The following is an 11,840-nucleotide window of genomic DNA, read 5'->3' on the forward strand; positions in this document are numbered from 1 at the left end:
ATCGTCACCTGATGCTCTACGAACGTAGGTCCGGCGGGGGTGGCTCAACCATGGTGCGCGCTGGCGTCGGCGGGGTGGGGACAGCCTTACCCTCGGCCGGGTGATCTTCGGACTTGCCTTGACGCGCAGGGCAACGTTTAGCGTCTCCGCCATCCACTCGAGCGGAGGCACGATGCAGTTCGCGGTCAGCTACAACCCGGCGTTCCACGGGCTCGGGGGCCTCGTGGCCTTCGCGCGCCACGCGGAGACGTGCGGCTTCGAGGGCCTCCTCCTGCCGGAACACCTGGCCTCGCGCCCGGGCGTCAAGCTCGGCGGGTGGGAGATCCCGCCGACGCTGCCCTACGCCGACCCGCTCGAATGCCTCGCGCACGTCGCCGCGGTCACCGACCGGCTGCTGCTCGGGACCGGGGTGCTGCTGCTGCCGTACCACCAGCCGGTCGCGCTGGCCAAGCGCCTGGCCACGCTCGATGTCCTGTCCGGCGGCCGGCTGCGGCTGGTGACCGTCGGCGTTGGCGCGCTGCCGCATGAGGCTTCGGCGGCCGGGGTGGACTACCGCACGCGAGGCCGTCGTGCGGACGAGGCGCTCGACGTTCTCCGTCTACTGTGGACGGGCGGCCCCGAAGGCGTGAGCCATCACGGCGAATTCGTCGAGTTCGACGACCTCTGCAGCTACCCAAACCGGTCGGCACCATCCCGATTCGCGTGGGCGGGTCCAGCCACGCCGCCGCGCGCCGGGCCGGGTTGCGCGGTGACGGCTGGTTCCCGGGCGGCTCGCTCACCCCTGACGACCGCGTCGCCTTGTTCGACCTGGTCCGTGCGACCGCGGAGAAGGCAGGCCGCCGCACACCGGACTACACGCGCTGGGGCTCGACCGAGCTCACGTCAGAGGGCATCGACGCGCTGGCCGCCGAAGGCGTGACCCGCGTGGTCGTCTCGGCCGGGAGCGCCGATCCGCAGGAACGGCTCGACGAGCTGTCCGCGTTCGCCGAACGGTTCGCCCTTCACGCGTAACTGGCGTGGGCGGCGATCACCCGCCAGCCGTCCGACGTGCGCAGCCACGTGCGGGTGTAGCGCATCCGCGCGGTGAACGGCTCACCGCCGAGCGAACCCGACAGACGGCCGAGAAACCACGTGACGCCGGTCGTCCCTTCCGAGAACACCCGCAGGTCTTCCTCCACGAGCTCGGTCAGGACCTGGCTGCCGCTGCGGTGACCAGCCAGGTCGTCGGCCTTCGAAGCGACCGAGCCGAACGTGAAGATCAGGCGGTCGTCCAGGAGTTCGTCGAGCGCACCGACATCACCGGCCAGCTGCGCGGCCTGGAGGCGGTGTTCGGCGTCGAGCAAGGTCGGGTCCACGGGGCGGCTCCTTCATCGGGCGGGAGAACGCCATCGTGGCTTGGAAACCTGCCGCGCGAAGGGAAGTTCGCGCAGAGCCGAAGTCGTTCAGCCCCCAACCGCGGCGAAGGGCACCTCGACGAGAATCGAGGTGCCCTTCTCTTCACCCCCGGGGTGAGTCAGGAACCGCGGACCCGCCGCACCGTGTCGCGGTAGAACAGGCCGCTCTGCTTGATCGTGCGCACCTGCGTTTCGTAGTCGACGCGCACGAGGCCGAAGCGCTTGGCATAGCCGTACGCCCACTCGAAGTTGTCCAGCAGAGACCACGCGAAGTAGCCCCGGATGTCCGCGCCTGCCAAACGCGCGGCAGCCACCGCGGCCAGGTGCGAAGCCAGGTAGGCCGTGCGGCCCTCGTCGCGGACGAAACCGTCGGCGTCGGGCGCGTCGTCGAACGCGGAGCCGTTTTCGGTGATGTACAGGGGCAAACCGGGGTAGTCGCGGCCGAGGCGGGTGAGCAGCTCGGTGAACTTGCCCGGCAGGATCTCCCAGCCCATGGCCGTGGTCGGCTCGCCGAACGGCACCGCGCGCTGCACCGGGAAGCCGTCCTCGCCGACGGTGCGGCCCTGCTCGTCGATGCCGGAGTACTGCTGGCCGAAGTAGTAGTTCACGCCCAGGAAATCCAGCGGGGTCGAGATGACCGCGAGGTCACCGTCCTCAATGGGCAGTGAAGAACCGCGAACCGCCAGGTCCGCAACAATATCCGCCGGGTACTCACCGCGCACCAAGGGATCGAGGTAGACCCGCACGCCCATGCCGTCGGCGTTGCGCGCGGCCTCGCGGTCGAGCTCGCTGCCGGACGCGGCGTCGGACGTGCCCATGTTGAGCGTGATGCCGAACTGCGTGCCCTCGGGTGCGGCCTCGCGCATGCGCTGCGTGGCCAGGCCGTGCCCGAGCAGCAGGTGGTGGATGGCCTTCATGCCGGCCGCGAAGTCGCGTCGGCCCGGGGCCATCACGCCGTGCACGTAGCCGTGCATCGCGGAGCACCACGGCTCGTTGAGCGTCGTCCAATGGCGCACGCGGTCGGAAAGCCGGTCGAACACCAGCATCGAGTAGTCGGCGAAGCGGTACGCGGTATCGCGCGCCGGCCAGCCGCCCGCGTCTTCGAGCTCCTGCGGCAGGTCCCAGTGGTACAGCGTGAGCCACGGCGCGAGGTCCTTGGCCAGCAACTCGTCCACGAGCCGGTCGTAGAACCCGAGACCGGCCTCGTTGACCGGGCCCTTGCCGTGCGGCTGCACGCGCGGCCACGCGACGGAGAAGCGGTAGGTGTCGGCGCCGAGCTCCTTGACGAGCCCCACGTCCTCCGGCATGCGGTGGTAGTGGTCGCACGCGACGTCGCCGTTGTCGTTGTTGTCGATCGCCCACGGGACCTGGCAAAAGGTGTCCCAGATGGACGGTGTGCGCCCGTCTTCGGCCACCGCGCCCTCGATCTGGTACGCGGCCGTCGCCACGCCCCACCGGAAGTCCGGCGGCAGCGAGTCGATCAGCGCCTGCTGCTCGCGGGTCGCAGCGTCGGTGGTCTCGGTCAAGGGGTCTCCTTATCTACGACTTGACGGCGGCGACGGGGTCGGCCGGGTGCAGCCAGCACGCCACGGTGCGCGCGGAATCGTCACGATCGGCAGGCACGCCGAGCACTGGCACCTCGGTGGTGCAGCGGTCGAACGCGTGCGGGCACCGCGGTGAGAACGCGCACCCGACCGGCAGCGACCGCGGGTCGGGCGGCGAACCGGGGATGCCGGTGAGCTCACGACGTGGCCCCCGCAGCGCGGGGAACGAGTGCAGCAGACCGTCGCTGTACGGGTGCAGCGAATCGCGGTACAGGTCCACGCCGCGGGCCTGCTCCACGATCCGGCCGCCGTACATGATCGCGATGCGGTCGGAGAACTCCACCAGCAGCGACAGGTCGTGGGTGATGAATAGGACCGAGAAACCCAGTCGCTCACGCAGTTCCACGAGCTGCGCCAGGATCTGGCGCTGCATCACCACGTCGAGCGCCGTGGTGGGCTCGTCCATGATCACCACGCGCGGCTCCAGCGCCAGCGCCATCGCGATCATCACGCGCTGGCGCATGCCGCCGGAAAGCTGGTGCGGGTACGCGTCGAGCCGGTCGGCCGCGATGCCCACCAGGCGCAGCAGCTCACGGGCCCGGGCGAGCCGGGCCGCCTTGGTGCTGCGCGGATCGTGGGCCTTGATCACGTCCATCAGCTGCACCGACACCTTGTGCACCGGGTTGAGCGAGTTCATCGCGCCCTGGAACACAATGGACGTTTCGGCCCAGCGGAAGTCGCGCAGCTGCTTGGGAGTCAGCTTCAGCACGTCGTACGGCTCGCCGTCGCCGGGGTGGTAGACCACGCTGCCGCCGCGGATCACCCCCGGCGGCGGGAGCAGCCGGGTCAGGCCGTAGGCCAAAGTGGATTTTCCGCTGCCGCTTTCGCCGGCCAGACCGAGCACCTCGCCGCGGTGCAGCGTCAGGTGCACGTCCTGCACCGCGTGCACGGCGTCGGCGCCGAGGCCGTAGTCGACGTCCAGGCCCTTGATCTCGAGTACGGGTTCGTTCATTGTTTCTCCCGGCCGAGCACAGGCGTGAAGCCGACACGCAGGCGCACCGTCTTGCCCTCGGCGTTCTTCGCCTTGGTCTTGCCGCTCGACCGCAGCCGCGGGCTCACGAACTCGTCGATGCCGAAGTTCAGCAGCGACAACGCGGTGCCGAGGATCGCGATCGCGAGCCCCGCCGGCACGAACCACCACCACGCGCCCTGCGCCAGCGCCTGCTGGCTCTGCGCCCAGAACAGGATCGTGCCCCAGTTCCACTCCGAGAAGCTCGAGACGCCGACGAACGCCAGCGTGATCTCGGACATCACCGCGAACACCACCGTGCCCACGAAGCTCGACGCGATCACCGCGGTGAGGTTCGGCAGGATCTCGAAGAAGATGATCCGCCACGTCGACTCGCCGCTCGCGCGGGAAGCCTCGACGTATTCGCGACGGCGCAAGGAAAGCGTCTGCGCTCGCAGGATCCGCGCGCCCCAAGCCCACGAGGTGAGGCCGATGATCACGGCCACCAGGTAGTCGCCGCCGCTGGGCAGCGCCGTGCCGATGATGATGATCAGCGGCAGCGCCGGGATCACGAGGAACACATTGGACAATGCCGACAGGCCTTCACCCGGCGTCCCGCCGAGATACCCGGACGTGACACCGACGATCACGGCGAGGATCGTCGCCACGATGCCGGCCGTGAGCCCCACGAGCATCACGCTGCGCGTGCCCACGATGACCTGGCTGAAGATGTCCTGACCGAGGTGCGTGGTGCCGAACCAGTGTTTGCCCGAAGGAGATTCGAGCAGGTCGTTGCTGCGCGCGGACGGGTCGAACGGCGCGATCCACGGCCCGATGATCGCGATGACCACGAAGAAGGCCAGCACCACGAGCCCGGTGATCGTCTTGCCGCCGGTCAGGAACCGGAAGCGACGGCGTTTGGCCGCGGGCCCGGCGATCGCGTCGGCCGGGAGCGGCTCGGGCGCGGCGGCCTTGAGGTCGGCTACGGGAAGTGCCACGGCTCAGCCCTCCTTCCGGGTGCGCGGGTCGAGCACGAGGTAGGCGACGTCGGCGAGGAGGTTCGCCACCAGCACCGAGAGCGTGATGATGAGGAAGATGCCCTGCATCAACGGGTAGTCCTGCGAACCGACGGCCTGGAACAGCTCGTAGCCGACGCCGGGGTAGGAGAACACGATCTCCACCAGCAGCGTGCCGCCCACGATGAAACCCAGCGCCAGCGCGAAACCCGACACGCTCGGCAGCAGCGCGTTGCGGGCGGCGTAGCTCACCATCACGCGGCGTTCCTTGAGGCCCTTGGCGTGCGCGACGGTGATGTAGTCCTCCGACGCGACGGTGACCATCATGTTGCGCATGCCGAGGATCCAGCTGCCCATGGAGCTGATGAGGATCGTGATCGCCGGCAGCAGGCTGTGCTGGATCGCGCTGCCGATGAAGTCGCCGCCCCACCCGGGCACCAGGCCCGGGTCGTAGCCGCCGGACGCCGGGAAGAAGCTGCCCGGGCCGGCCAGCAGCGTGATCGCGATCAGGCCGAGCCAGAAGTACGGGATGGACGACAGGAACGTGGTGACGGGCAGCAGACCGTCCACCCAGGACCCGCGCCGCCAGCCGGCGACGACGCCGAGGCCGGTGCCGATCAGGAAGCCCACCACCGTGGTGAACCCGACGAGGATGATCGTCCACGGCAGACTGTCGCCGATCACCTCGGACACGGGCGAGGGGAAGAAGGTGAACGACAGCCCGAGGTCGCCGCGGAAGAGCTGTGCCCAGTAGTGGAAGTACTGGGTGATCAGGCTTTCGTTCTTGTCGAGTCCGAACAGGACGTACAGCGACTGGATCGCGTCCGCGCTGAGCGTGCCCTGGTTCTTCGTGATGAGCGACTGCACCGGGTCACCCGGGATCAGCCGCGGGATGAAGAAGTTGATCGTGACGGCGGCCCACGCGGTGAACAGGTAGAAGCCGAGCCGTTGGAGCAGGTACCTCACGGGTGCACCGCCGAGTCGTACAGCCAGCACGCGGCCCAGTGGCCGGGGGCGTCGTCCACCTCGAACCGCGGCGGGAGGTCGGTTTTGCAGCGTTCCATCGCCACGGGACACCGCGGGTGGAACCGGCAGCCCGACGGCGGCGCGATCAGGCTCGGCGGCTCGCCGGAACCCTTCTCCTTCGGCGCTTCACCCGGTGCGGCTTCCGTGCCCGGGTCGAGCCGGTCGGGGTCGGGTGCGGATTCGATCAGCAGCCGCGTGTACGGGTGGGCAGGCTGCTGCGTCACGGTCTCGGAGTCGCCGCCCTCGACCATGCGCCCGGCGTACATCACCAGCGTCTCGTCGGCGAAGTAGCGCGCCGATGCGATGTCGTGCGTGATGTAGAGGATCGCGAGATGCAGGCGTTCCTTCAGGTCCCGCAACAGGTTCAGCACGCCGAGGCGGATGGAGACGTCCAACATGGACACCGGCTCGTCGGCCAGCAGTGCCTCGGGGTCGGCGCCGAGCGCCCGCGCGATCGCGACGCGCTGGCGCTGGCCACCGGAAAGCTCGTGGGGGAACTTGTCTACGTAGCGCTCCGGCGGGGTCAGCTGCACCCGCGTGAGCAGCTCGAACAGCGCCTGCTCCAGGTCGTCGCCCGCACGGTCGTGGATTTTCAACGCCCGCGTGAGGTGGTAGCGCACGGTGTGCACGGGGTTCAGCGACGCGAACGGGTCCTGGAAGATCATCTGGACCTTGCGGCAGTACGCCCGGAAAGCCTTGCCGCCCTTTACGGTCGTGGACTTGCCGTGCAGCCGGATGTCGCCGCTCGTGCGCGGGTAGAGCTGGGCGAGCAGCCGCGCCACGGTCGACTTGCCCGAGCCGGACTCGCCCACCAGCGCGGTCACGCGGCCGCGCCGCAGCGCCAGGTCGACGTCGTCGACGGCCTGGACGCTGCGGCGCCCCTTCGTGAGCACCTCGCGCCCGCGCTTGCGCACGGGGAAGTGCTTGGTCAGCCCGGAGGCCTCGAGCACGATCGTGTCCGAGGCCCCGGTTTCGATCTCGCCGGCCGGGGAGGCCACCCCCGCCTCGAGCGAGGCGGAGGTGGCTTCCCGGGTGGCCACTGCGTTGTCCTCGGCCATAGATCAGGCCGCGGGCTTCAGGTGCATGACGATGTCCAGCGCGTTGCGCAGGGTCGGCTGCGCGGGGCCGTACGGGTTGGCTTCGTCGGGCCAGCCCGTCCAGTTCTTCGTGCTGTACTCGCCGCCGGAGTTGGCCGCCATGAGCGGAACCATCGGCTGCTGGTCGATCATGATCTGCTGCAACGTGTTCATCGCGGTGGCGCGGCTCGCGTCGTCGGCGGCGTTGGCGTAGGTCTCGAGTGCCTGGGTCGCCTGGTCGTTCTTGAAGCGGCCGTAGTTGCCGTTGATGCCGCCCTGGCCGGTCGGCTTGTAGCGGTTGCCGTCCATCACGTCGCGGTACAGGTCATACGGCGTGGCACCGTCGTTGGTCCAGTGCAGCAGACCCTCGAAGTCACCGGTGTCGACGGACTTCGTCCACGCGTCCTGGTTCATCTTCTCGACCGTGGCGGTGATGCCGATCTGCGACAGGTTGTCCTTGATGATCTCGAGGTCGGTGATGTAGTCCGACCAGCCCGAGGGCACCGTGAGCTTGAGGGTCACCGGCTTGCCGCTCGGGTCCAAGAGCTGGTTGCCGTTGTAGGAGAAGCCCGCGCCGGTGAGCAGCGACTTGGCGCCCGGCACGTCGACCTTCACGGTCTGGCCCTTGTACTGCGACGCGATGAACGAGTCGCCCGCCGGCGTCGGGATGCCGGTGACCTGGTCGTTCTTCGGGTAGAAGTAGCCGGCCTCGCCCTGGTTGAAGATGTCGTCGCGGTTGATGACCTTGTTGATCGCCTGGCGCAGCTTCGCGTTGTTCCACGGCGCCTTCTCGGTGTTGAACCACAAGCCGTGCACCGCGAGCTGGGCCGGGAACCACAGCTTGTAGTGCTGCGGGTCCTTGTTGACGTAGACGGTCTTGTAGTTCGGGATGAAGACGAAGCTCCACTCGGCCGCACCGCTGGTGAGAGCGGCGACCTGCGCGTTGTTGTCGTTGTAGGAGGTGTAACGGATCTCCTTGACCGCCGGCGCCTGCTGCCAATAGCCGGTGCGCTGGCTCACGGTGATCGTCTGCGGGGTGAACGACTTCAGCGTGAACGGGCCGGTGCCCACCGGGTTCTTCACGGTGTCGGTGGACGGGTCCTTGATCTGCGACCAGATGTGCTTGGGCACCACGATCGTCTGCAGGATCTTGACCTGGTTCACGAACTGCGAGGTGTCGAAGCCCAGGGTGACCTGGTTTCCGCTCGCGGTGATGTCCTTATAGGGCACCGAGTCGATGTTCAGCGCCTTGTTGTCGCGCAGCAGCTGGAACGTGTAGGCCACGTCGTCGCCGGTCATCGGCGTGCCGTCGGAGAACTTGACTCCGTCGCGGATGGTCAGGACCAGCTTCTTGTAGTTGTCCGACCAGTCCCACTTCGTGGCCAGCCACGGCTTGCCGGCTTCCTGCGGCTTCACGCGGTTGAGCATCACGAGGGGCTCGTAGATCACGTAGCGGTACCCGAGCGACGCAGCCGCCGAGGTCTCCAGGAACGGGTTGTTGTTTTCGGCCTGCGGGCCGTTCGGCATGCCGACGTTCAGCACGGCCGCGGCGTTGCCGCCGCCACCCGCACTGCTCGAGCCGCCGCCACAAGCGGCGAGCACCGCGGCTGCCACCACGGCGACGAGCGCTGCGACGACGGAGCGCTTCACTCGCATTCGTCCTCCTAGGTCCTGGTGCTGCGGATTCCGCCCGCGCTCGGAGAGCTCGGTCCGGCCGCGCGACAGGAGGGAGTCAACCCGGGTGACTCGGGTCACGTCAATAACACGGCGGTAACATTTTGTGCCTAAGTTTAAGTACTGAAAGAAAGGCTCACGCTCGGTGTCCGCCTGTCGATCTCCTTGCGGGGCAAGGAGATTCAGCCGGCTGAACGCCCGCCCGACGCCAGCAGCGCCGCGATCGGCAACGTCGCCGCACCCAGCGCGACGGCCTCCGGGCCCAGCTCCCCGAGCTCGACCACGGTCGCCTCGGCGAGGTACCCGAGCGCGTGCCGGGCGGCGGCGTCGCGGACGTGCGGCAGGATCGCCGGGCCCATGATCGCTCCCGCCGAGCCTGCCAGCACAACCCGGTCGGGCGCCAGGAGGTTGATCAGATTGGCGATACCGATGCCCAGGTATTCACCCGTCGCGGCGAGTGTTTCGGCAGCTGGACCAGACCTTTCGGCCAGCGCGACGAGCCGGGCGAGCCGGCTCTCGCTGTCCGCGCCGGGCAGCGGCTGGGCGCCCGGGGTCTCGGCGTAGTGGCGGACCACGGCCTCGGTACCGACGTACGCCTCCAGGCACCCGCGCGAGCCGCAGCGGCAGGCGGCGCCCGCGGCCTGCACCACGGTGTGGCCCCACTCACTGGTCGTGATGCCGGGAAAAGACCCACCGTCGGTGACGAAAGCGGCACCGACGCCCACGCCGAGCAGCGCGATCACGGCGCGGTCGGCACCGCGGCCCGCGCCGAGCCACATTTCGGCCTGGCCGAGCGTGCGGGCGCGGTTGTCGAGGTGCAGCGGCGCGTCGGCGAACTGTGCGTGAGCGCGCAGCAGGTCGGCGAAGGCGACGCCGGCCCAGCCGAGCGTGGGGGCGTGCACGATGCCGCCGTCACGCACCGCGCCGGGCACGCCGACGCCCACGCCGAGCACACGAGACGCACCGGCCGAAAGCACCTCGGCGACGCCGGCCCGCGCGAGCTCCACCACTTCCGCTGGGTCGGGGTTGCTGCCCGCGAGCGGGTGCTGCACGGTCGCGAGAGTCCCCAGCGCGCAGTCGAAGAGCCCGGCGCGCACGTGGGTCTCGCCGACGTCGACGCCCACGACCTGCCCGTACTCGGGCCGGACGCGCAGCAGCGTGCGTGGCCTGCCACCATCGGACTCGACGGAACCGGCCTCGGCCACCACACCGTCGCCGATGAGCTCCGCGACCACGTTCGTCACGGTCGCGGGACTGAGCCCGGACTCGGCGACGAGTTCGAGCCGGCTGACCGGCCCCCTCAGGTAGAGCGACGACAGGAGCGCCGCGCGGTTGTGCCGCCTCAGATCACGGGTTGTCTGCCGGAGCACCCTCGTCACCTGGGGGATTCTGCCAGACGTCCATATGTTCGGGACTTAGTTCACTAGTTAATACATGGCCACAACTTACGGTGATCAGGCATCCTGGTGCCGGGAGAGTTCGAGGCCAGATGGGTGTCACATGGCGACCAAGCGCACGACCGTCCGAGATCTGCGGCGGCACAACCGTTCCCTGCTGCTGTCGAAACTGTACTTCGACGGCCCGCTGTCGCGGCACGAACTGAGCCAGCTCACCGGCCTTTCGGCGGCAACGGTCAGCAACGTGACCGCCGAGCTCGGCGAAGAGCGGCTCATCACCGAGGCCGGCCTGGTCGAATCCGACGGCGGACGGCCGCGCGTGCTGCTGCGCGTGGACCCGGCGTACGGCTACGTCGCGGGCGTCGACATCGGCGAGACGGGCGTGCGCGTGGAGCTGTTCGACCTCGCGATGCAGCGGCTGGCCACGGTCGAACACGAGCTGTCACCGGCGCGTACCGAACCGGCCACGGTCGTCGCGGCCGTCGTCTCCGGGTTGCGCGAGGTGATCGCGTCCGCCGGGGCCGAGGAGTCGGCCGTGATCGGCGTGGGTGTCGGTGTGCCCGGCACGGTCGAGCAGGGCGAACGCGTGCTGGTGCACGCGCCCACCGTCGGCTGGGATTCCGTCGCGCTGGCCGACGACCTGCGCGCGGCCGGCATCGAGCTGCCCGTGTTCGTCGACAACGGCGCCAAAACCCAGGGCCAGGCCGAGATGTGGTTCGGCGCCGGGCGCGGCGCGCGCCACGCGGTGATCGTGCTCATCGGCTCGGGCGTCGGCGCGGCCGTGATCGCCGACGGCGCCACCTACCGCGGCTCCACCAGCAGCGCCGGCGAGTGGGGCCACACCACCATCGTCTACGGCGGGCAGGCCTGCCGCTGCGGTTCGCACGGCTGCCTCGAGGCCTACATCGGCGCCGAGGCCGTGCTCGCGCGTTACCGCCGCGCCCGCGGCAAGCCCGTGCCCGGCGAGACCGAGCAGGACCAGTTCGCCGCTCTCCTCGCGTCGGCCGACCGCTCGAAGTCGGCCCAGAAGGTCCTCGAGGAGACGGCCGGCTACCTCGGCGCCGGCATCGCGAACCTGATCAACCTGTTCAACCCCGAGCGCATCGTCGTCGGCGGCTGGGCCGGCCTCGCCCTCGGCGAGCGCCTGCTGCCGCTGATCCGCTCCACCGCGTCGGCCCACGCGCTGAGCCACCCGTTCGGCGAGACCACGATCCAGCTCGGGTACCTCGGTCTCGACGCCGTCGCGACGGGCGCCGCCACCCTGCCCGTCGCCGACCTGCTGGAACAGGGCGCCGATCCACGGCTTCTGGTCAAGCCGGCCCCCGTGATCCGCTCGGGCGCCGGCGCGGCCTAGGACCCCGCTGTCACCCAGCGAACACTTCCGAGAACCCCAGGTGACCGGCCGGTGATCACCGTCCGCGCCCCCGTCGATCACCTGGGCGGTAACCGGCGCCCCTTAATTCGGGTTGAAAAAATTCTCACATCCGCCATTGCCGCAGTGGTACGGACCATGCATACTGCTTTTACTTTGTTGCCAGGCACAACAAAGTAGTCCGATTAGTCCGACCCCTGCCGCCCGCCTGCGGTCCACCTCCGGAGTGGACACGAAGCGCTCGGCCGAGAACCGCACGGTCCCCCCGCCGTGCTCTCCTCCGCCCCACCGCGTTTTCGTGCTGCGCGTGAAAGCGCGGTCCCCTCCGCAAG

The 11,840-nt window shown here is 69.3% G+C and carries 10 protein-coding genes; 2 read left to right on the plus strand and 8 right to left on the minus strand.

Annotation, left to right across the window (positions count from 1 at the left end):
- The first annotated feature begins 172 nt into the window (after window positions 1-172).
- Window positions 173-919, plus strand: coding sequence for an LLM class flavin-dependent oxidoreductase (locus tag AB0H62_RS26780; protein ID WP_360588887.1), 747 nt, complete (start codon window positions 173-175; stop codon window positions 917-919).
- 82 nt (window positions 920-1,001) lie between these two features.
- On the opposite strand, the gene AB0H62_RS26785 is transcribed toward AB0H62_RS26780, so the two are convergent.
- From AB0H62_RS26785 to AB0H62_RS26820, 8 genes are all read right to left on the minus strand, one after another.
- The gene (locus tag AB0H62_RS26785) at window positions 1,002-1,355 is read right to left on the minus strand and encodes a nuclear transport factor 2 family protein (protein WP_360588889.1); all 354 of its coding nucleotides are present in this window, start codon (window positions 1,353-1,355) and stop codon (window positions 1,002-1,004) included.
- Window positions 1,356-1,513: 158 nt separating this feature from the next.
- Entirely contained in the window at window positions 1,514-2,920 is a 1,407-nt protein-coding gene (locus AB0H62_RS26790; RefSeq protein WP_360588891.1) for a GH1 family beta-glucosidase, read from the minus strand.
- A 13-nt stretch (window positions 2,921-2,933) separates the two neighbouring features.
- Window positions 2,934-3,950: an ABC transporter ATP-binding protein gene (locus AB0H62_RS26795; RefSeq protein WP_360588893.1), complete on the minus strand. Its 1,017-nt coding sequence runs from the start codon at window positions 3,948-3,950 to the stop codon at window positions 2,934-2,936.
- On the minus strand, window positions 3,947-4,945 hold the full coding sequence (locus AB0H62_RS26800; protein WP_220244518.1) for an ABC transporter permease: 999 nt from the start codon (window positions 4,943-4,945) through the stop codon (window positions 3,947-3,949). Before AB0H62_RS26800 ends, AB0H62_RS26795 begins: the two co-directional genes overlap by 4 nt.
- A 3-nt stretch (window positions 4,946-4,948) precedes the next feature.
- Window positions 4,949-5,929 (minus strand): ABC transporter permease, encoded by a 981-nt coding sequence (locus AB0H62_RS26805; RefSeq protein ID WP_220244519.1) that lies wholly within the window; start codon window positions 5,927-5,929, stop codon window positions 4,949-4,951.
- A complete protein-coding gene (locus tag AB0H62_RS26810; RefSeq protein ID WP_360588896.1) occupies window positions 5,926-7,029 on the minus strand; it encodes an ABC transporter ATP-binding protein in 1,104 nt (367 codons plus the stop codon). The genes AB0H62_RS26805 and AB0H62_RS26810 overlap by 4 nt, the downstream gene beginning before the upstream one ends.
- A 21-nt stretch (window positions 7,030-7,050) precedes the next feature.
- On the minus strand, window positions 7,051-8,721 hold the full coding sequence (locus AB0H62_RS26815) for an ABC transporter substrate-binding protein (RefSeq protein WP_360588898.1): 1,671 nt from the start codon (window positions 8,719-8,721) through the stop codon (window positions 7,051-7,053).
- A gap of 200 nt (window positions 8,722-8,921) precedes the next feature.
- Window positions 8,922-10,118 carry an ROK family transcriptional regulator gene (locus AB0H62_RS26820; RefSeq protein ID WP_360588900.1) on the minus strand — a complete coding sequence of 399 codons (1,197 nt, stop codon included), beginning with the start codon at window positions 10,116-10,118 and terminating at the stop codon, window positions 8,922-8,924.
- Window positions 10,119-10,239: 121 nt separating this feature from the next.
- Here AB0H62_RS26820 and AB0H62_RS26825 point away from each other — a divergent pair, with 121 nt between their 5' ends.
- The gene (locus AB0H62_RS26825) at window positions 10,240-11,490 is read left to right on the plus strand and encodes an ROK family transcriptional regulator (protein ID WP_220244522.1); all 1,251 of its coding nucleotides are present in this window, start codon (window positions 10,240-10,242) and stop codon (window positions 11,488-11,490) included.
- The last annotated feature ends 350 nt before the right edge of the window (window positions 11,491-11,840 follow it).

Origin of the sequence: Amycolatopsis sp. NPDC050768, from assembly GCF_040654155.1 — a bacterium.
Lineage (GTDB): Bacteria > Actinomycetota > Actinomycetes > Mycobacteriales > Pseudonocardiaceae > Amycolatopsis.

Bases quoted from the DNA above. Each gene is read 5' to 3' on its own strand.
- AB0H62_RS26780 (WP_360588887.1), top strand. From the start codon at position 173: ATGCAGTTCGCGGTCAGCTACAACCCGGCGTTCCACGGGCTCGGGGGC.
- AB0H62_RS26815 (WP_360588898.1), bottom strand. From the start codon at position 8,721: ATGCGAGTGAAGCGCTCCGTCGTCGCAGCGCTCGTCGCCGTGGTGGCA.
- AB0H62_RS26795 (WP_360588893.1), bottom strand. From the start codon at position 3,950: ATGAACGAACCCGTACTCGAGATCAAGGGCCTGGACGTCGACTACGGC.
- AB0H62_RS26825 (WP_220244522.1), top strand. From the start codon at position 10,240: ATGGCGACCAAGCGCACGACCGTCCGAGATCTGCGGCGGCACAACCGT.